The organism is Streptomyces sp. NPDC020731 (assembly GCF_044334705.1).
GTDB lineage: Bacteria > Actinomycetota > Actinomycetes > Streptomycetales > Streptomycetaceae > Streptomyces.
The window spans coordinates 104428-128483 of record NZ_JBIRTN010000020.1 but is presented as its reverse complement, the minus strand read 5'-3'; the positions used below and the strand labels follow the sequence as shown (position 1 = coordinate 128483).

At 72.9% G+C, this 24056-nt stretch carries 16 protein-coding genes, 1 other RNA gene and 1 pseudogene; 10 read left to right on the top strand and 8 right to left on the bottom strand.

The features are described from left to right. Position 1: 1 nt before the first annotated feature. The 6 genes from ACH4VX_RS28155 to ACH4VX_RS28130 all read right to left on the bottom strand — a co-directional run bounded on the left by ACH4VX_RS28155 (position 2) and on the right by ACH4VX_RS28130 (position 12225). Positions 2-2209, bottom strand: coding sequence for a CDP-glycerol glycerophosphotransferase family protein (locus ACH4VX_RS28155; RefSeq protein WP_398371174.1), 2208 nt, complete (start codon positions 2207-2209; stop codon positions 2-4). 153 nt (positions 2210-2362) lie between these two features. Beyond that, positions 2363-4630 (bottom strand): CDP-glycerol glycerophosphotransferase family protein, encoded by a 2268-nt coding sequence (locus ACH4VX_RS28150; protein ID WP_398371172.1) that lies wholly within the window; start codon positions 4628-4630, stop codon positions 2363-2365. Positions 4631-4778: 148 nt separating this feature from the next. Next, on the bottom strand, positions 4779-5648 hold the full coding sequence (locus ACH4VX_RS28145) for a carbohydrate ABC transporter permease (protein ID WP_398371171.1): 870 nt from the start codon (positions 5646-5648) through the stop codon (positions 4779-4781). Further along, positions 5645-6994, bottom strand: a complete 1350-nt coding sequence (locus ACH4VX_RS28140; RefSeq protein ID WP_398371169.1) for a carbohydrate ABC transporter permease — start codon at positions 6992-6994, stop codon at positions 5645-5647. The genes ACH4VX_RS28145 and ACH4VX_RS28140 overlap by 4 nt, the downstream gene beginning before the upstream one ends. Positions 6995-7001: 7 nt before the next feature. Continuing rightward, the gene (locus ACH4VX_RS28135) at positions 7002-8378 is read right to left on the bottom strand and encodes an ABC transporter substrate-binding protein (protein ID WP_398371167.1); all 1377 of its coding nucleotides are present in this window, start codon (positions 8376-8378) and stop codon (positions 7002-7004) included. Positions 8379-8721: 343 nt separating this feature from the next. Beyond that, the gene (locus ACH4VX_RS28130; protein ID WP_398371166.1) at positions 8722-12225 is read right to left on the bottom strand and encodes an FHA domain-containing protein; all 3504 of its coding nucleotides are present in this window, start codon (positions 12223-12225) and stop codon (positions 8722-8724) included. A gap of 468 nt (positions 12226-12693) precedes the next feature. On the opposite strand from ACH4VX_RS28130, the gene ACH4VX_RS28125 reads away from it, so the two are divergent. The 4 genes from ACH4VX_RS28125 (at position 12694) to ACH4VX_RS28110 (ending at position 17956) form a co-directional block, all read left to right on the top strand. After that, complete coding sequence (locus tag ACH4VX_RS28125) at positions 12694-14337, top strand: serine/threonine-protein kinase (protein ID WP_398371165.1); 1644 nt, start codon at positions 12694-12696, stop codon at positions 14335-14337. A 109-nt stretch (positions 14338-14446) separates the two neighbouring features. Then, positions 14447-15691 (top strand): serine/threonine-protein kinase, encoded by a 1245-nt coding sequence (locus tag ACH4VX_RS28120; RefSeq protein WP_398371163.1) that lies wholly within the window; start codon positions 14447-14449, stop codon positions 15689-15691. A 236-nt stretch (positions 15692-15927) separates the two neighbouring features. Further along, on the top strand, positions 15928-17034 hold the full coding sequence (prfB, locus tag ACH4VX_RS28115) for a peptide chain release factor 2 (RefSeq protein WP_398371162.1): 1107 nt from the start codon (positions 15928-15930) through the stop codon (positions 17032-17034). A gap of 307 nt (positions 17035-17341) precedes the next feature. Continuing rightward, on the top strand, positions 17342-17956 hold the full coding sequence (locus ACH4VX_RS28110) for an LPXTG cell wall anchor domain-containing protein (protein WP_398371161.1): 615 nt from the start codon (positions 17342-17344) through the stop codon (positions 17954-17956). Between the two features lie 98 nt (positions 17957-18054). On the opposite strand, the gene ACH4VX_RS28105 is transcribed toward ACH4VX_RS28110, so the two are convergent. Then, positions 18055-18249 (bottom strand): hypothetical protein, encoded by a 195-nt coding sequence (locus ACH4VX_RS28105; protein WP_398371160.1) that lies wholly within the window; start codon positions 18247-18249, stop codon positions 18055-18057. A 276-nt stretch (positions 18250-18525) separates the two neighbouring features. On the opposite strand from ACH4VX_RS28105, the gene ftsE reads away from it, so the two are divergent. Together ftsE and ftsX are read left to right on the top strand one after the other, a co-directional pair. After that, complete coding sequence (gene ftsE, locus ACH4VX_RS28100) at positions 18526-19215, top strand: cell division ATP-binding protein FtsE (protein WP_398371159.1); 690 nt, start codon at positions 18526-18528, stop codon at positions 19213-19215. 29 nt (positions 19216-19244) lie between these two features. Further along, positions 19245-20162 (top strand): permease-like cell division protein FtsX, encoded by a 918-nt coding sequence (ftsX, locus tag ACH4VX_RS28095; RefSeq protein ID WP_398371157.1) that lies wholly within the window; start codon positions 19245-19247, stop codon positions 20160-20162. 35 nt (positions 20163-20197) lie between these two features. On the opposite strand, the pseudogene ACH4VX_RS28090 reads toward ftsX, so the two are convergent. Continuing rightward, positions 20198-20329 (bottom strand): annotated as a pseudogene (locus ACH4VX_RS28090) (RNA-guided endonuclease TnpB family protein); the annotation flags it as partial. Positions 20330-20484: 155 nt separating this feature from the next. Here ACH4VX_RS28090 and ACH4VX_RS28085 point away from each other — a divergent pair. From ACH4VX_RS28085 to ACH4VX_RS28070, 4 genes are all read left to right on the top strand, one after another. Next, the gene (locus tag ACH4VX_RS28085) at positions 20485-21645 is read left to right on the top strand and encodes a S41 family peptidase (RefSeq protein WP_398371156.1); all 1161 of its coding nucleotides are present in this window, start codon (positions 20485-20487) and stop codon (positions 21643-21645) included. A gap of 268 nt (positions 21646-21913) precedes the next feature. Further along, positions 21914-22393: an SsrA-binding protein SmpB gene (gene smpB, locus ACH4VX_RS28080; protein ID WP_398371155.1), complete on the top strand. Its 480-nt coding sequence runs from the start codon at positions 21914-21916 to the stop codon at positions 22391-22393. A 104-nt stretch (positions 22394-22497) separates the two neighbouring features. After that, positions 22498-22901, top strand: a transfer-messenger RNA (tmRNA) gene (ssrA, locus tag ACH4VX_RS28075). Between the two features lie 168 nt (positions 22902-23069). Further along, complete coding sequence (locus ACH4VX_RS28070; RefSeq protein WP_398371153.1) at positions 23070-24050, top strand: alpha/beta hydrolase family esterase; 981 nt, start codon at positions 23070-23072, stop codon at positions 24048-24050. Positions 24051-24056 lie beyond the last annotated feature (6 nt).

Here is a 24056-nt window from a genome sequence, read left to right as displayed (position 1 = left end):
GTCAGCTCCTCACCGGGGCGGCCGCGGGGGCGGGGACGCGCTCCGCGAGCGGGATCACGGGCGGCAGGGCCTCGGGCGGCTCGCCGAGCAGCACCCGGCGCACGACCCGTTCGGCGGCCCGCCCGTCGTCGAACGTGCAGAACCGCTCCCGGAAACGGGCCCGCAGCGCGGCCGACCCCGCGTCCGCGTACGAGCCGTCGCGGAACAGGCGGGCCAGCTCGTCGGGGGTGCGGGCCACCGGTCCCGGCGGTGCGTCCATCAGGTCGAAGCAGACGCCCCGGGTCTCCCGGTAGACGTCCCAGTCGTCGGCGTACACGACGATCGGGCGGTCCAGATTGGCGTAGTCGAACATGATCGACGAGTAGTCGGTGACCAGTGCGTCGGCGGCCAGGCACACGTCCTCCGACGAGTGGTGCGCGGTTACATCAATGACCCGGCTGACCCGGCCGCCGCTCCCGCGCCCGCCCCGGTCGTAGAAGTAGTGGGCGCGCAGCAGGACGACGACGTCCTCGCCGGCCGCCTCGCAGAACGCCTCCAGGTCGAGGCCGGGCTCGAAGCCGGTGTGGTGGTCGCGGTGGGTGGGCGCGTAGAGCACGGCCCTCGCGCCCCGCGGGACGCCCAGCTCCGCGCGGACGCGGGCCACGTCGTCCGCGCCGGCCGTGCAGTACACGTCGTTGCGCGGATAGCCGTACTCCAGGTGTTCGTAGGAGCCGGGGAAGGCGCGCTCCCACACGCGGGTGGAGTGGGGGTTGGCGGAGAGGTTGTAGTCCCAGCGGTCCACCCGGCCGAGCAGCTTGGTGAAGCTGCCGGTCGCGGCGGCCACCACCGGGTACGTCGACTGGTCGACGCCCATGGTCTTCAGCGGGGTGCCGTGCTGCGTCTGGAGGTGGACACTGCCGGGACGCTTGACCACGCCCTCCGCGAAGTTGGCGTTGTTGACCAGGTACGTGGCGCGGGCCAGCACCTCCCAGGAGCGGCGGCTGCCGATGACCGCGTACTCGACGCCGTCCGGCACGGTGTGCGCCCGGTCCGCCTCCACCAGGAACACCGAGCGGATGTGCGGGGCGAGTTCGCGGGCCCTGGCGTGGATCGCGGCCGGGTTGCAGGCGTAGCCGCGGCCCCAGTACGCGCAGTACACGGCGAGGCGCGGATCGAGCGGGCGGCGCAGGTGCATCCGGTACAGCAGCCGGGTGCGCAGGCCCCGCGGGCGCGGCACCGCCGCCACCACCCGCGTCACCGCGCGGCGGGTGCCGCGCAGAGCGGCGAACGCCCCGTACGAGCCGGACGCCAGCAGCCGGTGCTGCACCCCGAGGCTGCCGCGCGGGGGCAGGTATCCGGCGGGGCGGTGGCGGCGGTACAGGATGCTCGCCCGGTGGAAGAAGGCACGGCGGCCCGACGGGAGCCGCCGGGGACGGGCGGCCGTCTTCAGCACGGCGGTGAACAACTGCTCGAACAGCGGCGCCGACCGCTCGGCGGACAGCCCCAGTCCGGCGGCCCGGACGAGCACCAGCTCGACCTGGTCCAGCAGTTCGGCGTGGTGCTCCCCGGGCAGGTTCAGCCGGCTGCCCTGCCGCCGCACCAGATGCCGTACGACGACCGAACGCAGCACCGCCACCCGCTCGGCGACGAGCATCGCCGGCCCGCCCCAGCCGATGTCCGTGAAGTGCCCCCCGGGGAAGGCGAGACCCCGCTCGGTGACGAAGGCACGGCGCCAGGCCGCGCTCCACGCCGGGAGGCCCACGCCGGTGAGGTGCGGGGCGCGGTCGGGGGAGAACGCGCCGTCGGGTGCCTTCGCCAGCAGGGACGCGGCCGGGTTGGTGGGCTCGCCCTCCCACCAGGGCGCGCGCTCGTGTTCGAAGTGGAGCACGTCCACCGGACCGGTCCGGGCCAGGCGCGCGTCCAGAGCCGCCAGCGCACCCGGTACGAGGACGTCGTCGCCGTCGAGGAACAGCAGGTACGTCCCCGTGGCCGCCCGCGTCCCCGCGTTGCGCGCCCCCGCCAGTCCGGCCGACGGCGGCGCGTGCACCGGCGCCACCCGCGAGTCCCGCTCGGCGTGCCGGGCGGCCACGTCGGCCGCCGGGGAGCCGGGTGCGTCGCAGACCGGGATCAACTCGAAGTCGCCGAAGGACTGGGCGAGGACCGAGTCCAGCGCCTGGCCCAGCCGGCCTGCGACCCCATGGGACGGGACGATGATGCTGAAGCGGGGCATTCTGCTCTTTCCGTAGAGGATGTCGTGGCGCCCTCAGTGGGTGGGGCGCCGACCGGGCCGCCCCGCCGGCCGCCAGGCGGGCGGCCGGGTCGGAGTGGGCCGCGACGAGCCGGAGGGCATGGGGACTCCCTGTCTCCCGAGGGGAAACGGCGGTCAGCCGCGGTCGGTGACGGCCAGGACACCGGCGGGCTGCTGCTGCGGCACCGTCGTGAGCGACGACGGGCCGGACACGGCGCCGGCCGACGGCACCGGGCGGCGCTCCTCCGGCGGCACCACCGGCGGCAGGTCCGTCTCACCGAGCACCACCCGGCGTACGACCCGCTCGGCGGCCCGCCCGTCGTCGTACGGGCAGAAGCGTGCGCGGAAGTCCGCCCGCAGCCGGGTGGAGCGGGCACCGCACCAGTGGCCGGTCGCGAAGATGTCGATCAGCTCGTCCTCGCCGCCCGCGACCGCGCCCGGCGGGAACGCCCGCGGATCGAAGTAGGCGCCGCGGGCCGCCTCGTACGCCTCCCAGTCGTCGATGTGCAGCACGACCGGCCGGTCCAGGCCCGCGTAGTCGAACATCAGCGGCGAGTAGTCCGTCACCAGGGCGTCCGAGGCCAGGCACAGCGAGGTGACGTCCGGGTGGCCGGTGACGTCCAGGACCCGGTCGGAGGCGGTCGCCGGCGGCCCGCCGTACGGATGGTGGGCGCGGGCCAGGACGACGAACCGCGGGCCGAGACGGCGCACCACGCGCTCCAGGTCGAGCAGCCGGCGCTGGGTGCGCCGGTAGTCGCGGTGGGCCGGCGCGTACAGGATCGCCACCGATCCCTCGGGGATGCCGAGAGACTCCCGCAGCCGGGCCACGTCCGCCCCGGTCGCCGTGTGGAACCGGTCGGTGCGCGGCCTGCCGTACTCCAGGGTGGTGTAGCGGCCGGGGCAGACCCGCTCCCAGGTCAGGGTCGAGTGGCGGTTGGCGGAGACGACGTAGTCCCACTGGTCGACCCCCTCCAGGAGCCGCGCGAAGTCGGTGTCCCGGGCCGCCGCCGGGCGTTCCAGCAGGTCCAGGCCCATGTGCCCGAGGGGGGTGCCGCGCCGCGTCTGCACCACGGTCTGCCCCTTGCGCTTGACCAGCCCCGGCACGACGTCGGCGTCGGTCACCAGATACGCGGACCGGGCGAGCGCGCTGAAGTGGGCGGCCGTGCCGGGGACGAGCCGGCGGGCGGCCGGCGGGAGGGTGCGGTGGTGCTCGGGGAGGGCCACCCAGGCGGTGCGGATGTGCGGGGCCAGCTCGCGCAGCGCGGACTCCAGGGCACCCGGGTCACCGCCGTGACCGCGGCCCCCGTGCGCGGCGAAGACGGCCCGGTCGGCACGGAGCGGGAGCAGCCGCTGGAACCGGTAGTGCAGGCGCAGGGCCGCGCGGCGCAGGGCACGCGGCGGCCGCCCCGCGATCCGGGCCCACCTGCGGCGCAGCGCCGCGGCCAGCCGCAGCGCCCGGTAGGTGCGGTGCAGTCCGAAACGGACCATCGTGTGGTGGACCCGGGCGCGCGCGGACACGGACGCGCCGGGCGTCCGGTGGCGCCGGCAGTGGACACGCGCCCGGCGCAGGAAGGCGGCGCGCGATCCGCGCGGCAGCCGGTCCCGCCGCGTGTACACCGTCACCAGATGGTCGACCATACGGCGGAACAGCACCGGCCGCCAGCACCGCAGGGCGGGCCGCTCGTCGAGGAACGCGAAGACCCGGTCGTACTGGTCGAAGATCTCGAAGTGCCGTTCGCTGGTGGTGCGCAGGATGCCGCCGGCCCGGCGCTGCCGGTAGTGCACGCACACCCGGTCCAGGGTGGCGATCGACTCCGCCGTCATCAGGACCGGGTACGTCCACGGGGTGTCCTCGTAGTAGCCGGGAGGGAAGGCGAAGCCCGCGCGCTCGACGAACTCCCGCCGGTACGCCTTGTTCCAGGCCACCATCAGCAGGTTCAGCAGCCCCGGCCGGTCCGCGAGGGGGAACGGCGCGGGTCCGTCCTCGGTGAGTTCGGCGGCGACCCGGTTGCGCACGGCCTCGCCCGACCAGTAGGTGCGCGCGTAGTCGTAGACCAGGACGTCCGGTTCGTCCGTCTCCTTCAGCCGGTCGGCGAGGGCGAGCAGCGCGTCCGGCGTGAGGGTGTCGTCGCCGTCCAGGAACACCAGGTAGTCGCCCCGCGCCCGCTCCATCCCGGCGTTGCGGGCCGGACCGAGGCCCGCGTTCGCCGGCAGGTGCACGGCCCGTACGCGCGGGTCGCGGGCCGCGAACTCGTCGATCACCGCACCGCAGGCGTCCGGCGAGCAGTCGTCGACGGCGATCAGTTCGAGATCGGGATACGACTGGGACAGCACCGATTCCAGGCACTCGTGCAGATACGCCTGAACCTGGTACGCGGGGACAATGACACTGAACCTGGGCAAGGGGCATCCAACGGTCGGTGCGGGCGTTCGGCCCGGCAACGGACGCCGGCCCGACTTGGTTACGCCCCCTGCGGCATCCGGGGGACGCCCGTCACACGAAGGGGCGGACCTGTGACGGCCCGCCCCTTCAACGTGGCCTGTGCGTCGGTTACTTCACCGCGCCCGCCATCACACCGGAGACGAACTGCCGCTGGAACGCGAAGAACACGACCAGCGGGACCACCATCGAGATGAACGCGCCGGGCGCCAGGACGTCGATGTTGTTGCCGAACTGCCGTACCTGGGTCTGCAGGGCGACCGTGATCGGCTGGCTCCCGGAATCGGTGAAGATCAGCGCGACCAGCATGTCGTTCCACACCCACAGGAACTGGAAGATGCCGAGCGCGGCGACGGCCGGTCCGGCGAGCGGCATCACGACCCGGACGAACAGCCGCAGTTCACCCGCGCCGTCCAGCCGGGCCGCCTCCAGCAGCTCCCTGGGGATCTCCGCGAAGAAGTTCCGCAGCAGGAACACCGCGAACGGCAGACCGAAACCGACGTGGAAGAGGACCACACCGGTCAGGGAGCCGAAGACGCCCAGCTTGCCGAAGAGTTCGGCGATCGGAATCAGCGCCACCTGCACCGGCACCACCAGCAGCCCCACCACGGCCAGGAACCACCAGTCCCGGCCGGGGAACTCCATCCAGGCGAAGGCGTACCCCGCGAGGGAGCCGATCACCACCACCAGCACGGTCGCCGGGACGGTGATGTACACCGTGTTCAGCAGCGAGCCGGTGATGTCGTCGTTCTTCAGCAGCGTCTCGTAGGCGCCGAAGGTGAGCTGCGAGGGCTCGGTGAACACCTTCCACCAGCCGTCGGCGGCCATGTCCTGCGGGGTGCGCAGGCTGGCCAGCAGCAACCCGACCGTCGGGACCAGCCAGAACAGGCCCACGACGATCAGGAAGACCCGTACAAGACCGCCGCTGACCCACTCGCTCAGCCGGGAGCCCAGCGACCGCTCGGCCTTGGTGACACTCATCGCCGCACCTCCCGCCGCAACCGCCGCACGTTGAACCACATCACCGGGATGACGAGCAGCAGCAGGAACACCGCGATCGCGCTGGCGATGCCCGGTTGGTCCGCCGCGAAGCCCTTGCGGTACAGCTCCAGCGCGAGGACGTTGGCGTCGTCCTGGGCGGAGCCCGGGGCGATGATGAAGACCAGGTCGAACACCTTCAGCACATTGATCATCAGGGTGACGGTGACGACCGCGAGGACCGGCGCCAGCAGGGGCACCGTGATCCTGCGGAACACCTGCCACTCGTTCGCGCCGTCCACCCGCGCGGCCTCCAGCAGCTCCCGGGGCATGCCCGCGAGCCCGGCCGCGATCAGCACCATCGCGAAGCCCGCCCACATCCAGATGTACGAGCCGATGATCGCCGGTGTGACCAGCGACGGGCCGAGCCAGTCCAGGCCGTTGTACGGCTCCTCGAAGTTGCTCGCGGGGAGCCGCAGCCGAGCCCCGTCCGCCTTCGACGAGAAGGAGAACGCGCCGTCGTCGCCCGCGGTGGCCGTCTCCACCACCTTGCCGTCCTTGACGGCCTCGATCCTCATCCCCGGATAGCCCAGCTCGGCCGCGTCGACGTCGTTCAGCGTGCCGACGCCCTTGCCGCGGGTGAAGTCCTGCCAGGTGGTACCGGTGATCCGGTCGCCCTCCGGCTTCGGCGCCGCCGCCCGTTCCGCGTCGTCCGGCATCAGGCCCGGGGCGACACCGACCAGCGGCAGCGTCACCGTGTCACCGGTGCTCACCGTCCCCCTGGTGACGAAGGCGCCCCCGCCGGCCGGTTCCAGCGGCGACTCGCGGCCCGGGTGCGCCTTCGGGAACGCCGACGACTGGGCGAAGGTGTCGTGCACCCCCACCCACACCGCGTTCGCCACGCCCTTGTCCGGGTCCTGGTCGTACACCAGGCGGAAGATGATGCCGGCCGCCAGCATCGAGATCGCCATCGGCATGAAGACGACCAGCTTGAACGCCGTACCCCAGCGCACCCGTTCGGTCAGCACCGCGAAGACCAGACCGAGCGCGGTCGCCACCGTCGGCGCGAACACCACCCAGACGACGTTGTTCTTCAGGGCGGTCCGGATGCCGTCGTCGGTGAACAGTTCCCGGTAGTTGTCGAATCCGGCGAAGCCGTCGCCGGACTGGTCGTAGAAGCTGCGGACGACGGAGTACCCGATCGGGTAGACCACGAGCGCACCGAGCAGGACGAGCGCGGGCAGCAGGAACAGCACTGCCACGGTCCTGCGGGTGCCGGTGACGCTCTTGCGCGACTTGGGAGCGGCGGGGGCCGGCTTCGGGGCCCCCACCGCCGTGTCCGACGCCATCGCCGGATCAGTTCCCGTACGCCGCGGCCGCGTCGGCCTCCAGCTTCGCCTGCGCACCGGCGACGTCCTTCGGGTTCTTCAGGAAGTCCTGCAGCGCCTTCCACTCGCCCTTGCCGGGCGTGCCGCCGAACGCCTGCGGGGCCTGGTCGGACATGTCGAAGCGGAAGTCGTCGCCGGACGCGATCAGCGCCTCGGCGATCTTCTTCTGCACGGCGTTCGGGTACGCCGACGGGTCGATGCCCTTGTTCGGCGAGAGGAAGCCGCCCAGCTTCGCCTGGATCGCCGCCGCGTCGGGGGAGGCCAGGAAGGTGGCCAGTGCCTGCGCCGCCTTCGAGTCCTCCAGGATCACGGCCGCGTCACCGCCGGAGACCACCGGCGCGGTGTCACCGACGGCCGGGAACGGGAACACCTTCGCGTCCGTGCCCACCTCCGCCTTGGTCTCACCGATGTTGACCTGCACGAAGTCGCCCTCGTAGACCATGCCGGCCTTGGGCTGGTCGCCACCGGTGAAGGTCTGCGTCACCGAGGCCGGGAACTCCGTCTGCAGCGCACCGGACGGGCCGCCCGCGACGTAGTCCTTCTTGCCCCAGATCTCCGCGAGGGTGGTCAGGGCCTCCTTGACGGACGGGTCCGTCCACTTGATCTCGTGCCGGGCGAGCTGGTCGTACTTCTCCGGTCCTGCCTGGGAGAGGTAGACGTTCTCGAACCAGTCGGTGAGCGTCCAGCCGTCGGCGCCGCCGACCGAGAACGGGGTGACACCGGAGTCGTACACCGTCTGCGCGGCGGTGAGCAGTTCGTCCCACGTCTTCGGCTCGGCCGCGCCGGCGTTCTCGAAGACCTGGGCGTTGTACCAGATCAGCGACTTGTTGGCGGCCTTGTAGTAGACGCCGTACTGCTTGCCGTCGACCTTGCCGATGTCCTGCCAGCCCTGCGAGTAGTTCTCGCCGAGCTCCTTGGCCGCCTCGGCGCCGAGCGGCTTGGCCCAGCCCTTGTCGACGGCCTGCCTGATGGCGCCCGGCTGCGGCAGCAGCGCCACGTCCGGCGGGGCACCACCCGCGATCTTCGAGCCGAGGAAGTTGATGATCGGGTCCTGGGCGGGGACGAAGGTCACCTTGGCGCCGGTGCGCTTCTCGAACTCCGCGAGGACCTGCTTGAAGTTCTTCTGCTCGGCGCCGGTCCACACGGCGGCGACCTCGAGGCTCGCGCCGTCCAGCTCGGGGAGGGTGACGGTGCTTCCGGTCCCGCCGGTTCCGCCGCCCTTGTCCTCGTCGCCGCCGCCGCTGTCGTCGTCACCACCACCGCACGCGGTGAGCGAGACCGCGAGCACCCCCGCGGCGAGCGCGGCGGCACCACGTATCCGGATGATCCTGCTCGTCCTGCGCATCACTGCCCCGTTCTTCGTACTCCGTCGTACTCCGTCGAACGCCGAGCGCTGTCCCGTGCGCTCTGGTCTACGCCCGGGGGGTAGGGGTGGCAAGACCGCCTCCCGTGTCAAGTCGGGGATCGTAACCGCGTCGTGACCAGGCGTCACCGTGTTTCCGCGGGCAGTCGTGCCTCACCCGGAGGGAGGACCCCCAGGGCGATGGGGGCCCCGCTCGGGCGGAGCCGGGAGTGGGGGGAGGGCGGGCCGGGGGTACCCCCTCCGGGGGAGGCGCCCCGCACGCGCCGGGCAGCGCGACCCGCCCCCGCCCGGCAGCGACACCGGGCACGCGCGAAACCGGCCCCCGTCAGAGGAGCGACGGCACCTCCGCCGCGGAAACCTGCCGGGCCGCCCGCTCCAACGCGCTGGCGAGCAGCGCCAGATCGGTCGGGCCGTTGCCGAGCTCGCGGACCTGGCGGCGGGCCGGGGGATCGCCCATGCGGTGCCACTCCAGGGGGACGACCGTCGGCCGCAGGGTCGCCGTCCGCGGGATGCGGCCGGTCACCCGGCCGCCCTGGAACGCCGTCACCCGCCCGTCCGGGTGGGCCAGCCGGCCACGGCCCGGCGCCGGTTCGTCCGGTCCGCCCCCCGGCACCGCCGCGTCGAGCGCGACACGCAGCGACGCCTGCCGCACCGGCTCGGTCTGCGCCGTACGGGCGCAGGGTCCGGTGGCCGCCACCAGATGCACGCCCAGCCGCTCGCCGTCCCGCGCCACCGCCTCGAGCGCCCGCATCACCGATCCGGCGGCGGGCCGCCCCGGCGAACCGAGCGCCGGGGAGACCAGCGCGTCCAGGTCGTCCACGACCACCACCAGCCGGGGCAGCGGCGGGGCGGCCTCCGTCTTGCGCCGGTCCGCCCCGGGCCGCAGCCGCAGCGTCGAACTGGACGGGGTGTCGAGGTCCCCGTTCTGCGCCCCGCCGGCCGCCGCGCCCGCGCGGGACGCGGCCGTGCGCTGGGCGACCATACGGTCCGACAGCTCCCGCCCGGTGTGCCACTCCGCGAAGTCCGACCGGCCCAGCAGCTCCGCGCGCCGCTTCAGCTCGGCGCTCAGGGACTGCGCGAACTCCCGCATCCGCACCGGGTCGTTGGCGCAGAGATGCGTGGTGACATGCGGTACGTCCGTACACACGCGCAGGCCCTCGCCGGACGCGGTGCCCGCCGTGGGCACGCCCCGGCCGTCGACCAGCACGATGCCCAGCCGGTCGGGACGCTCGGCGGCGGCCAGCGAGGCGACGACCGCCCGCAGCAGTTCCGTACGACCGCTGCCGGACGGCCCCTCGACCAGCAGGTGCGGTCCGTCGGCGGCGAGGTCGGCGACGACCGGGCCGCGCGGGCCGGCGCCCAGTATGGCGGTGACGCGTCCACCGAGTGCCTGGGTGTCGTCGGCCGCGTCCGCCCAGCGGGCCATCAACGAGGCCGGGGTGGCCCGGGCCAGGCCCAGTTCGTCCAGCAGCCGCGCCGACCGGGGCAGCGGCGCCGACACGCGCGCGTGCCGCTCCCCGCCGGCGCCGTCCGTGCGCAGCGGCGCCAGCGCCCGTGCGAACCGCTCGGCCCAGGCGGGGGAGACCGCGTCGACCGTGGCGAGGGTGCCGTGGCCGACCGGGCCGGGGGGACGGCCGGAGCCGGTCCCGGCCACCCGCAGCAGGCGCAGCGCGGTCGCCACGTCCCCGCTGAGCAGGGCGACGGCCCCGCACTGCCGGAACGCCGGCGCCACCGCGCAGGCCGCCTCGTACGTCTCCGTCACCGGGGACGCGGGGGAGGCGGCGGCCGTCTCGGCGAGGCACACCACGTGGATCCCGGCCCGGGACCCCTCCAGGGCCAGCCGGGCCACCGCCTCGCGCACCTCGGGGCCGCCGGGGTCGCCGTCCACGACGACCACCGTGTACGGCCCTTCGCCGGATATGCGGGGGGCCGCGTGGTCGTGGTCCTCCAGCCGGCGCAGCAGTTCCTCCGCGCGGGCCGTGGCCTGTTCGCGGTCGTGCGCGAGGAGCAGACGGCAGTCCTGGCCGTGCCCCGGGCGTACGTGCGGCAGCCAGCCCAGCCAGGACCACTCGGCGGTGCGCTCCGCCAGGGGACGGGAGTGGTCCGCGGCGATCAGGACGATCTCCAGGGAGTCGGGGGAGTGCAGCGCGGCGAGCTGGGCGAGCACCGCGCGGGCCAGCCCGGTGAGCCGCTCACGCGGGCCGGCCAGTCCCAGCGCGCCGACCTCGCGCAGCCCCGAGGTCACCGGTACGGCGGGCAGCAGACCGGAGCCGTCCGGCGCCGGCCGGTCCGCCGTACCGAGCCGCACCGCGAGCGCCTCCGGGTGGCCCGGCCCGCGCTCCCACAACCGGGGGCCGGGGCCGAGCGCGGTCAGCAGCAGCGTCGCGGGGTCCGGCCAGGTCTCGGGCACGACGGGGGTGGTCACGCCCGGGTCGGGTACGACACCGGAGTCCTCCTCGCCGTGGGCGACCCACACGGTCTCGGGTTCCTGCCGCCCGCCGGTCAGCCGGCGTGCCCAGGCGGTGAGCCCGCCGCGCCTGCGCACGCCCGTCGGCCGGGGAAGATCGGTGCCGCGCACGGGGGTGCCCTTGCGGGTGCCGGGGAACTCCTCGGGCGGCGTGGCGGGTGTGCCGCCGGTCATGGGACCGGTGGCGGGGCCGGTGGTCGGACCGGTGAGGCGGCCGGGTGCGCCGCCGGATGTCCGGCCGGACGCCGGGACGGCCGGCCCGCCGGCGCCGCGGCCGGGTGCGCCGTCGGCGGCCGTGTCGCCCCGGACCTCGTCCGGCGCCGTCCCGGCCGGGCGATCGGCGCCGCCGGGGCCCGCACCGCGCGCGCTCACGCCGGAGCGCCCCGCGTGCGTGTCCCCGTCGGCGGGCAGCGGCCGGGACACGCGGCGGCCCTTGGGAAGGCGGGGCACGTCTCCCCGGGCGACCGTGTGCACCGCGCGTCCCCCGGGGGTGGTGCCGGTGTGCTCGATCCCGGGGGCGCGGCCCTGCCCCGGCACCCGCGGCGGTTCGCTCGCGCCGTCCCCCCGGGCAGTGTCCGGTGTCTCCTGCGCGTCCTGTGCCGTCACGGCCCAGCCGGCCGAGCCGTGGGCGTGGTGGGTGGGTGCCGTCGGCGCCGTCACGCGCGCGTGGGCGTCCTCGTCGTCGGCCTGCCCGGGCGGGGGCGGCGGCACCCGTACGTGCCCCTCGCCGTCCGGTGTCGTCGCCGCCCGCGCGCGGGGACCCGCCGCCGGGGTCAGGCGCAGGGCCGACTCGCCGATGCGCAGGAGCGCGCCCGGGGTGAGGCGGACCGGGCGGGGGCCCACGCGCCGGCCGTCCAGGGTCGTGCCGTTGGTGGAGTCGAGGTCGGCGACCGAGACGCCGCCGTTCGGGGCGACCGTCACGGCGCAGTGCAGCCGGGAGACGTCCGGGTCGTCGAGCGGCACGTCGGCGTCGGCGGAACGGCCTATGCGGATCTCGCCGCCGTGCAGCAGGTGCACCCCGCCCGCGTCGGGACCGGCGACGACGTGCAGCCGGGTCGGGGTCCCGTCCAGCTCGGGATGCGGCTCGGGCTCGCCCGGGGCGCCCACGGCCAGCACCGCGCCGTCGATCAGCGGCGGCTCGCCCAGCGTGCAGCGCTGGGCGTCGAGCCGCTGGTCACCGGCGTAGAGCACCGGTGAGCCGGACGGTCCGTCACCACCGGAGACCACCGAGGCCAGCGCGGAGGCGACCGCGGCCAGGGCCGTGCCCGCGGGCGCCGTGACCAGCACGTCGCAGCTCGCGGCCCGCTCCCGCGCGGGGGAGGAGGGGCCCAGCGGGTCTACGACGGTCAGCCGGATCTGCATCGCCGTCAGCGGTCCCTTCTGCGCGGGCGCCCGCGACGCGGGGGGACACCACCGCCCCGCGGCCCCCCAACCGCGGACTTCCCCCACCGCCACACGCGCACGTACGGCCAGTACTGCACGCATCCTCGCACCTGCCACCGACAACGCGCCCGCCCTCCGGCAGCAAATGATCTTGATTGGTCGGCTCTGCCCGCAAAAGTGCCTGACCGGTGAGGAGCGAATGATCGTTCCGGTTCCACTTGAGATCGGTCACGTCCGGCATGCGGCAACCAACGGACCGGCTCGGGCGTCTTTCCTGCGAACCTCCGACCTCCGAACACGGACGGGAACCGGTGCGTAGGACCCACAGTGAGATCACGTCGAAGACGACCGGCCGGTATCCCGCGCGGCGGCACTACAGTGGGTCGGAACATTCCGTAGCACGGTGGACCAGGGTGTACGCCAAGCAAGCAGCAGGGAGCGCGTGACGTGCGGCCAGTCGGCAGCAAGTACCTGCTCGAGGAGCCGCTCGGACGCGGCGCCACGGGCACCGTCTGGCGCGCCCGCCAGCGGGAGACCGCGGGCGCCGAGGCGGCCGTACCGGGGCAGCCCGGCGAGACCGTCGCGATCAAGGTCCTCAAGGAGGAGCTCGCCAACGACGCCGACATCGTGACGCGTTTCCTGCGCGAGCGGTCCGTCCTGCTGCGGCTCACCCACCCCAACATCGTCCGGGTCCGCGACCTGGTCGTCGAGGGCGATCTGCTGGCGCTGGTCATGGACCTCGTCGAGGGCCCGGACCTGCACCGCCACCTCCGCGAGAACGGCCCCTTCACCCCCGTCGCCGCCGCCCTGCTGACCGCGCAGATCGCCGACGCGCTCGGCGCCAGCCACGCCGACGGCGTGGTGCACCGCGACCTGAAGCCCGCCAACGTCCTGCTGAAGCAGACCGGCGGCGAGATGCACCCGATGCTGACCGACTTCGGCATCGCCCGCCTCGCCGACTCCCCGGGCCTGACCCGCACCCACGAGTTCGTCGGCACCCCCGCGTACATCGCGCCCGAGTCCGCCGAGGGCCGCCCGCAGACCTCCGCCGTCGACATCTACGGCGCCGGCATCCTGCTCTACGAGCTGGTCACCGGCCGCCCGCCGTTCTCCGGCGGCTCCGCCCTGGAGGTGCTGCACCAGCACCTGAGCGCCGAACCGCGCCGCCCCTCCACGGTCCCCGACCCGCTGTGGACGGTCATCGAGCGCTGCCTGCGCAAGAACCCCGACCAGCGGCCCAGCGCCGAGAACCTCGCACGCGGCCTGCGCGTCGTCGCCGACGGCATCGGCGTGCACGCGAACTCCGCGCAGATCGCCGCCGCCGAGAACGTCGGCGCGCTCCTCGTCCCCGACCCGGCGCCCGCGGCCGTACCCGGCGCGCCCGGCGCCGCCGACCCGACGCAGGTGCTGCCGCACGGCGCGGGCGCCTACGACCCCAACGGCGCGACCAGCGTCCTGCCGCAGACCGGCGGCCCGGCCGGCGCCGCCGACCCCACGGCCGTCATGCCCCCCGTACCGCCGGGGCAGCCCGGCGGACCCGGGGCCGGTCCGGACGACCCGCACCCCTGGCAGAACCAGCTCCGCGCGGCCCGCGACCGCAACGAGCAGACCCAGGTCCAGTACCTCGACCCGAGCCAGGACCCGCTGCGCCGCCGCCCCCAGCGGCAGGTCGCACGGCCTCCGCAGCAGCCCCAGCAGCCGCCGCAGCGGCGCCCGCAGCAGCCCGGCCCCGGATACGGCCACCCGCAGCAGCACCAGCCCCAGCAGTACGCCCCGCCGCAGCCCCAGCGGCCCCAGCCGCAGCGGTACGCGCCGCCGCCGGAGCCGCAGCGCCCGGCCCGGGAGCCAAGGCAGCCCCGGCAGCGCGGCGCCAACCCGATGCGCATCCCCGGCCTGGGGTGTCTGAAGGGGTGCCTGTTCACGATCGTCATCCTGTTCGTCGCGAGCTGGCTGATCTGGGAGCTGAGCCCGCTCCAGGACTGGATCGGCACCGGCAAGGGCTACTGGGACCAGCTCAGCGACTGGTTCGGCTCGGTGACGGGCTGGATCGAGGACCTGGGCGGCTCCTCGGACTCCTCCGGGACGAACTGAGCCTGTTTGCTGATTTGTCGACATCTGGGGGTCGATTTCCGTATCCCCGGTGAAGGTCGGCGCCCCGGACGCGTAGCTTTGGCGACAACACGCGTCGGTAGGAGCAGTCTTGGCACGGAGAATCGGCAGCCGGTACACCGCCCATCAGATCCTCGGGCGGGGCAGCGCCGGCACGGTGTGGCTGGGCGAGGGCCCCGACGGGCCCGTCGCCATCAAGCTGCTGCGTGAGGATCTCTCCTCGGACCAGGAGCTCGTCGGCCGCTTCGTGCGGGAGCGGACGGCGCTGCTCGGTCTGGAGCATCCGCACGTCGTCTCCGTACGCGACCTGGTGGTCGACGGCAACGATCTCGCCCTGGTCATGGACCTCGTCCGCGGTACGGACCTGCGCACCCGCCTCGACCGGGAGCGCAGGCTGGCCCCGGAGGCCGCCGTGGCGATCGTCGCCGACGTCGCCGACGGCCTGGCGGCGGCGCACGCGGCCGGGGTCGTGCACCGGGACGTGAAGCCGGAGAACGTGCTGCTCGACATGCAGGGCCCGCTCGGCCCCGGCGGCTCGCACCGCGCCCTGCTCACCGACTTCGGCGTGGCGAAACTCATCGACACCCCGCGCCGCACCCGGGCCACGAAGATCATCGGAACGCCGGACTACCTGGCGCCGGAGATCGTCGAGGGCCTGCCCCCGCGCGCGTCGGTCGACATCTACGCGCTGGCCACGGTCCTGTACGAGCTGCTCGCGGGCTTCACGCCGTTCGGCGGCGGGCACCCGGGGGCGGTGCTGCGCCGCCATGTCACCGAGACGGTCGTCCCCCTCCCCGGCATCCCGGACGAGCTGTGGCAGCTGCTGGTGCAGTGCCTGGCGAAGGCCCCGGCGTCCCGGCTGCGCGCCTCCGAGCTGGGCGCGCGGTTGCGGGAGCTGCTGCCGATGCTGGTGGGGATGCCGCCGCTGGACGTGGACGAGCCGGACACCGAGCCCGCGGAGGAGGCGGGGGAGGAGTTCCAGCCCTCCGGGCCGGCCCCGGTCGCCGGGGAGCCGGTGCGGCGCCGCGGCGCGGTCCCGCTGGTGCCGGGCGCGAAACCGGCCGACTCCAACCGCGACACGCACACGTCGATGAGGGTGCCGGCCCCCGACGAGCTGGCCGGCGGTGCCCGCGGCACGGCCCGCGCGCCCCGCGCGGCGGGTGCGCGTCGGCCGGGCTCCGCCCGCAACCGCGCGGTCACCCGTCGACGCCGGCTCACCCTGGCGGTGGCGGTGGTGATCCTGGCGGCGGCGGGCGTCGGCACCTGGCTGGCCACGGCGGAGGACGAGACGACACCACCCCAGGACACCCGGAACTCGGCGCCGACGAACCCGTAGCCGCGGGAAGCCACGGCTTCCCGGGGCTACGGGGCTGCGCCGACATGCGGCTCGGCCGCGTGGGCGCGAACAGAGGTCCGGGGGCGGAGCCCCCAGGGACGGGCCGGGAAGGGGCGGCGGGGGCGAAAGAAGCGTGCGCGCCGCGTCCCCACGACCAGGAGCCGCCGCCCGTCGTGCCCGCGCCGCCACTGACCGCACTGCGGGGACCGGCCGGCGGAGCCGTTACGCTGGAGGGCGTGGCAGTCGTCGATGTATCCGAAGAGCTCAAGTCCCTCTCCTCGACCATGGAGTCGATCGAGGCCGTTCTGGACCTCGACAAGCTGAGGGCAGACATCGCCGTGCTCGAGGAGCAGGCGGCCGCGCCGTCCCTGTGGGACGACCCGGACGAGGCGCAGAAGATCACCAGCAAGCTCTCCCACCTCCAGGCCGAGGTGCGGAAGGCCGAGGCGCTGCGGGGCCGGATCGACGATCTCGCCGTGCTCTTCGAGATGGCCGAGGAGGAGGACGACCCGGACACCCGCGCGGAGGCCGAGGCAGAGCTCACCCTCGTCAAGAAGGCGCTGGACGAGATGGAGGTCCGGACGCTGCTCAGCGGCGAGTACGACTCCCGTGAGGCGCTCGTCAACATCCGCGCGGAGGCCGGTGGCGTCGACGCCGCCGACTTCGCCGAGAAGCTGCAGCGCATGTACCTGCGCTGGGCCGAGCAGCACGGCTACAAGACCGAGCTGATCGAGACGTCGTACGCGGAGGAGGCCGGCATCAAGTCGACCACCTTCTCCGTCCAGGTGCCCTACGCCTACGGCACCCTCTCCGTCGAGCAGGGCACGCACCGCCTGGTGCGCATCTCGCCCTTCGACAACCAGGGCCGCCGCCAGACGTCCTTCGCGGGCGTCGAGATCCTCCCCGTGGTCGAGCAGACCGACCACGTCGAGATCGACGAGTCCGAGCTGCGGGTGGACGTGTACCGGTCCTCCGGTCCCGGCGGCCAGGGCGTGAACACCACCGACTCCGCGGTGCGGCTCACCCACCTCCCCACCGGCATCGTGGTCTCCTGCCAGAACGAGCGCTCCCAGATCCAGAACAAGGCCACCGCGATGAACGTCCTCCAGGCCAAGCTCCTGGAGCGGCGCCGTCAGGAGGAGCAGGCCAAGATGGACGCCCTCAAGGGCGACGGCGGCAACTCGTGGGGCAACCAGATGCGTTCGTACGTGCTGCACCCGTACCAGATGGTCAAGGACCTGCGCACGGAGCACGAAGTCGGCAACCCCGAGGCCGTGTTCAACGGTGAGATCGACGGCTTCCTGGAGGCCGGGATTCGCTGGCGCAAGCAGCAGGAGAAGTAGCCCACCGCGCGAACGCCGATTTGTCGACAAGGCAACTGCCGCCTCTTGGGCGGCAGTTGCCTTTTTGTACCGGGGATGCCTGGGTTTTACATCACACTCACACCTTCATTGTCCGGCAAAGCGTGCGTAGGTGGACATCGCGTACGCAACGGCCTTGACGTTCTTTTGGAAAATGGGAAAGGTGAAGCGTGGCATGCGTATCTCTGGGGCGCATGTGAACCGGGGGGCGTTTCATCACAGTCACCCCCGTTGATCACCGCCCCGAGCGCCGCCTCATTGACGATGAGCTACTGGGGGTAGCAACCACATGACCAAGAAGACGCGGATCCGTGTCGCTCGGATCGCGGCCGGTGCCGTGATCGCGGCCGGTGCCTCGCTGTCGGCGGCGGGTGCCGCTTCGGCGCTCGAGTTCAACATCGGCATCACCGCCGAGGGCGACGACCCGGACCCGGGCTGCGACATCGCGGTCGATCCGGAGTGCGAAGAGGAGCCCGGCGGGGAAGAGCCCGGTGGCGAGGAGCCCGGCGGGGAAGAGCCCGGTGGCGAGGAGCCCGGCGGGGAAGAGCCCGGTGGCGAGGAGCCCGGTGGGGAAGAGCCCGGCGGGGAGCAGCCGGGCGGCGAGGACCCCGTAGAGGAGCCCTCCGAGAACCCGGGCAACGGCAACGGCGGCAGCAATGGTGGCGGCAACGCCGCCGACCCCGACGGTGGCGCCTCGCCGCAGGACGAGGGCTCCTCGGCCCTCACCGACACCGGCGACGACGCCCCGGCCACCTCGGCCCAGGGCGACGGCAAGGAGCTCGCCGAGACCGGTGCCGCCGAGACCACCTTCCTGCTGATCGGTGCCGCCACGATGATCGCCGGCGGTATCGGCTTCCGGGTGCTGCCGCGCCTGATGACCGGCCGCGACGGCGCCGCCGCCTGACGGTGGCCGCGCGTGTGCGTACCGTACGCATGACGTAAGGCGAAGGGCCCGGAGCGCGGTTGCGCTCCGGGCCCTTCGCCACGTCCTGTGCCCGTACGTCAGGCGGTCTGGTGGGCGAGCAGCGCCACCGCCGCGACCAGCACCGCCAGTAGTGCGATCAGCGTCATGGGGTTCAGCCCCGCGAAGAAGTTGTTCTCCTGCTGCAGCCGCTCGCGGTTCGCGCGGCACACCGGGCACCGGCCCTCACTCACGGGAGCGGCGCAGTTCGCGCACACCAGCCGGTCGTACGTCATGCGCTCGCCCTCCTCGCACCGGTTCCAGATGAACAACGCCCGCCCTCTCGCGAACGTTCCCCTTCCACTGTGCCAGGTTCCCGCGGAAGCCGCGCCGGGTCGCGCCCACGCGGCGGAGCCGCACATGCCGCAGCCCCGTGCCCCCGGGGCGCCGTCCTCACCCGGCACTGGAACAAAAGGGCGCAAGTCTTACGCAACCCCTACCGGTGCCTGCGCTCGCCTCCCCGGTTCGCGTATGGTCACGCTCATCTACCCCCGGCTACCCGTGGTGCACCTGTGATCCGATTCGACAACGTGTCCAAGGCCTACCCCAAGCAGAACCGCCCCGCACTCAGGGATGTCTCCCTGGAAGTGGAGAAGGGCGAGTTCGTGTTCCTCGTGGGCTCCTCCGGCTCCGGAAAGTCCACCTTCCTGCGGCTGGTCCTCCGCGAGGAGCGGGCCAGTCACGGGCAGGTGCACGTCCTGGGCAAGGATCTCGCCCGTGTCTCCAACTGGAAGGTGCCGCAGATCCGGCGCCAGCTGGGGACCGTGTTCCAGGACTTCCGCCTGCTGCCGAACAAGACGGTCGCCGAGAACGTCGCCTTCGCGCAGGAGGTCATCGGCAAGTCGCGCGGTGAGATCCGCAAGTCCGTGCCGCAGGTGCTCGACCTCGTCGGGCTCGGCGGCAAGGAGGAGCGGATGCCCGGTGAGCTCTCCGGCGGTGAGCAGCAGCGCGTCGCCATCGCGCGGGCCTTCGTCAACCGGCCCAAGCTGCTCATCTGCGACGAGCCCACCGGCAACCTCGACCCGCAGACCTCCGTCGGCATCATGAAGCTGCTCGACCGGATCAACCGGACGGGCACGACCGTGGTGATGGCGACGCACGACCAGAACATCGTGGACCAGATGCGCAAGCGCGTCATCGAGCTGGAGCAGGGCCGTCTCGTCCGCGACCAGGCACGCGGCGTCTACGGCTACCAGCACTGACGCTCCACGGAAAGGCTTGATCAGACGCCATGCGCGCCCAGTTCGTCCTGTCGGAGATCGGCGTCGGTCTCCGCCGCAACCTGACGATGACCTTCGCCGTCGTCGTCTCCGTCGCCCTGTCGCTCGCCCTGTTCGGCGGGTCGCTCCTGATGAGCGACCAGGTGAACGCCATGAAGGGCTACTGGTACGACAAGGTCAACATCTCCATCTACCTGTGCAACAAGAGCGACGCCGAGTCCGACCCCAACTGCGCCAAGGGTGCGGTGACCGACGACCAGAAGGGTCAGATCAAGACCGACCTGGAGAAGATGCCGGTCGTCGACTCGGTGACGTACGAGTCGCAGGACGAGGCGTACAAGCACTACAAGGAGCAGTTCGGCGACTCCCCGCTGGCCAGCTCCCTGACGCCGGACCAGATGCAGGAGTCGTACCGCATCAAGCTGAAGGACCCGGAGAAGTACCAGGTGGTGGCGACCGCCTTCGACGGGCGTGACGGCGTGCAGTCGGTGCAGGACCAGAAGGGCACCCTGGACAACCTCTTCGGGCTGCTGGAAGGCATGAACATGGCCGCCCTCGCGATGATGGCGCTCATGCTGGCCGTCGCCCTGATGCTGATCGTGAACACGGTGCGCGTCTCCGCGTTCAGCCGTCGTCGCGAGACCGGGATCATGCGGCTGGTCGGCGCCTCCGGCTTCTACATCCAGGCGCCGTTCATCATGGAGGCCGCGGTCGCGGGACTCATCGGCGGCGCGCTCGCGTGCGGATTCCTGCTTGTCGGGCGGTACTTCATCATCGACCACGGACTGGCCCTGTCCGAGAAGCTGAACCTGATCAACTTCATCGGCTGGGACGCCGTACTGACCAAGCTCCCGCTGATCCTCGCGACCAGTCTGCTGATGCCCGCGTTGGCCGCGTTCTTCGCGCTGCGCAAGTACCTGAAGGTCTGACGGCTCCCCTCCCCGAGGGGGAGGGGATTCCTGGCTCAGGCTGCCTCCCGGAGCGGCGCTCCGGGAGGTCTTGTGCCTTCGTTACCAGCCGGGTCCAGACCTGCCCGGACGAGCATCACGTGGGCGGAGTTCTTGTCCCTGGGGGAGACGGCTCCGCACGCGACGCAGGCTGACCAGTGAACTGGGGTATGTGTGTTCGCGCCCCTTCCTCCCTCCGGCCTGAACGTCGGGGCCTCCTCGCAAGAGACCGAGTGACCCTTGCCACGAGGGGCGCACGGCCAACCGGCCGTGCGCCCCTTCGCGTTGTCCTAGACTCACCGGCATGTCAGGTCGTGCCCTGTTCTGTCAGCCCCGCCGCATCCGCCGCGGGGCCGCCCTGACCTTGGTGTTCGCGAGCGTGCTCGTCGCCGGCGCGGCCACGGGCAACCTCCCCGGGGCCGACGGCGAGGCCACGGCGGACGGTGCCCTTCCGGCCGCTCCGGTCGGCCGCCACACGGACGTCGCCAGGGAGGCCGAGGAGGCCGCCGCCGACGGCACCTCGCCCATGGAGGCCGCCCAGCGCGCCGTCAGCCGCAGCGGGGACCGCTGGGCCGCCGTCTACTCCCCGGGCGAGTACGAGGAGTTCGAGGACGCCCTGGACGGCCGGTACACCGGCGTCGGTCTGTGGGCCCGCGAGCGGGAGGGCCGCATCGAGGTGACGAAGGTGGGCGACGACACGCCCGCCGCCGACGCCGGGATCCGCGCGGGCGACCGGCTGCGCAGCGTCGACGGTGAGAAGGTCGACGGCCGGCCCGTCACGGAGGTCGTCTCCTTACTGCGCGGCGGGACCGCCGGCGAGTCCGTCGGCACCACCGTCCGCCTCGGCCTGGAACGCGGCACGCGCGCGTGGCACGAGACCGTGCGCCGCGCCCGGCTGTCCCGGGACACCGTCACCGTCCGCGAGCTCGCCTCCCGGGTGACCGTCATCACCGTCGGCGCCTTCACCAAGGGCTCCGGCGACGAGGTCCGCACCGCCGTACGGCGGGCCCCGGCCGGCGCCGGCATCGTCCTCGACCTGCGGGGCAACTCCGGGGGCCTGGTCGCCGAGGCGGTCACCGCCGCCTCCGCCTTCCTCGACGGCGGCCTGGTCGCCACGTACGACGTCGAGGGCGAGCAGCGCGCCCTGCACGCCGAGCCCGGCGGCGACACCACCAGACCCCTGGTCGCGCTCGTCGACGGCGGGACGATGAGCGCGGCCGAGCTCCTCACCGGCGGCCTGCAGGACCGCGGACGGGCGGTCGTCGTGGGCTCCCGCACCTTCGGCAAGGGCTCGGTGCAGATGCCGACCCCGCTGCCCGACGGCTCCGTCGCCGAGCTGACCGTCGGCCACTACCGCACCCCCTCCGGCCGGGGCGTCGACGGTCACGGCCTCACCCCCGACCTGGAGGCCGACGAAGAGGCACTCCAGCGGGCCGAGACGGTCCTGAGCGGCCTCGGCCGCTAGAGGGTCCCGTCCGGATCGGGCCGGCTCCGGTGAGCGGTACCCCGCAGCCGAGCCGAGCCGAGCCGAGTCGGAGCGGGGTCCGGTGCCGTGTGTCGCGAGGCGGAGGAGGGCGCCGGGGCGGAGCCCCGGCAACCGACGACGACGCGGCGGTGGGGGGAGCGGTGCCAGGGCCACCGACCCCGGCAGGACCCGAACGGCACGCCCTTGGCCCCCGGTCGGTAATCGGCTTCCCGTGGACCCCCTCCGTAGTGCGAAAATGGGCGGCACTATGGCTAAGGAAAAAGGGCGCAAGCTGATCGCGCAGAACAAGAAGGCGCGGCACGACTACCTCATCATCGACACCTACGAGGCGGGCCTGGTCCTCACCGGCACCGAGGTGAAGTCCCTGCGCCAGGGCCGGGCGTCGCTGGTGGACGGCTTCGTCCAGCTCAGCGACCACGAGGCGTGGCTGCACAACGTGCACGTGCCGGAGTACAGCCAGGGCACCTGGACCAACCACAGCGCGAGGCGCAAGCGCAAGCTGCTGCTGCACCGCGAGGAGATCGGCAAGCTGGAGTCCAAGTCCCAGGAGACGGGGCACACCATCGTGCCGCTCGCCCTGTACTTCAAGGACGGCCGTGCGAAGGTCGAGATCGCGCTGGCCAAGGGCAAGAAGGAGTACGACAAGCGGCAGACGCTGAGGGAGAAGCAGGACCGGCGCGAGACCGACCGGGCGATCTCGGCGGTCCGCAGGAAGCAGCGGACGTAGGCCCTGCCGCGGAGTGCCGGGGAATACGCTGGCACCGACCCGCGTTGGTCACGTACGATGGCAACTGCACCCCACGGCGGGTGCGCACCTTGAGAAAAAAACATGGGGATGATCGGTTTCGACAGCGGCTGTCGAAGCAGGGGAAGCGTGTCGAGGAAGCGGCCATGATCTCGTAAACCACAGGCCGAAAAAAACAATCGCCAATTCTAAGCGATCTGTCTCCCAGGGCGAGCTCGCCCTCGCTGCCTGATTTTCAGGTAGCGAGCAGCGGCTCCCCTACTTAAGGGAGTGTCAGCCCGGGGGTGTTCCCGACCCGGATCCTGGCATCAGCTAGGGGACTAAACCTTGATCCCGGTCACGGGGTGAAGAGGGAAATCCAACAGTGACTGGGCCCGTCGGAGACTTGTCGGCGTGATCTCCGGGGCCGAGAAAAGCACAGCCGACTGCACACGGAGAAGCCCTGATTCCGCACCGTTGGACGCGGGTTCGATTCCCGCCATCTCCACTCCACCCCATGTGGGCACAGGCCCCGTCGCTTCGAGCGCCGGGGCCTGTGTCATGCGGCCACACAGGGTCATGGGGCCACACAGGGTCATGCGGCCACATGACCGGGCCGAGGTGATGTGGGGCCCGACCCCATATCGAGTGCTGGTTCACGCTTCTACCTTTCCTCTGCATGACACAGACCAGAGCCGCAACCCTGCTCACCGTCCTCGCAGCACTGCTCTCCGTGCTGCTCACCCCGGCCCCGGCCGCCGCCTCCGCTGCCGCCGCCTCCCTCCAGGAGGTCACCGGCTTCGGCGGCAACCCCGGCGCCCTGAAGATGTACCGCTACGTCCCCGACGGGCTGCCCGCCGGCCGGCCCGTCGTCGTCGCCCTGCACGGCTGCACCCAGAACGCCGCCGGATACGCCACCGGCACCGGCTGGACGACCCTCGCCGACCGCTGGGGCTTCTCCGTCGTGCTGCCTCAGCAGCAGAGCGGCAACAACCTCAGCCAGTGCTTCAACTGGTTCCAGGGCGCGGACACACGGCGCGGACAGGGCGAGGCCGCCTCCGTCGCCCAGATGGTCGACCGGCAGCTCACCGACGTCTCCGGCGACGCCTCACGCGTGTACGTCACCGGACTGTCCGCGGGTGGCGCGATGACCGCCGTGATGATGGCGACGTACCCCGAGAAGTTCGCGGCGGGAGGTGTCGTCGCCGGACTCCCCTACGGATGCGCGCAGGCCGCCGGATCGCCGTACGTGTGCATGTACGTCGGTGCCACCCAGACCCCGGGCCAGTGGGGCGACCGGGTGCGCGCCGCGCGGCCCGGTCACACCGGCCCCTGGCCGGCCCTCACGGTCCTGCAGGGCACGGCCGACCACACGGTGAAGCCCGCCAACATGACCGCCCTGGTGGAGCAGTGGACCGATGTGCACGGCGCCGACCGGACCGCCGACGTCAGCGACACCGTCGCCGGACACCCGCACCAGGTCTTCCGGGGCCCGGCCGGGGACGCGGTCGTCGAGACGTACAGCCTCACCGGCATGGGACACGGTCAGCCCGTCGATCCGGGCAGCGGCAGTGAGCAGTGCGGGACGGCCGGGGCGTACTTCCTGGACGTGGGCCTGTGCGCCGCACACCGGCTCGGGAAGGCCTGGGAACTGGGCTGAACCGGC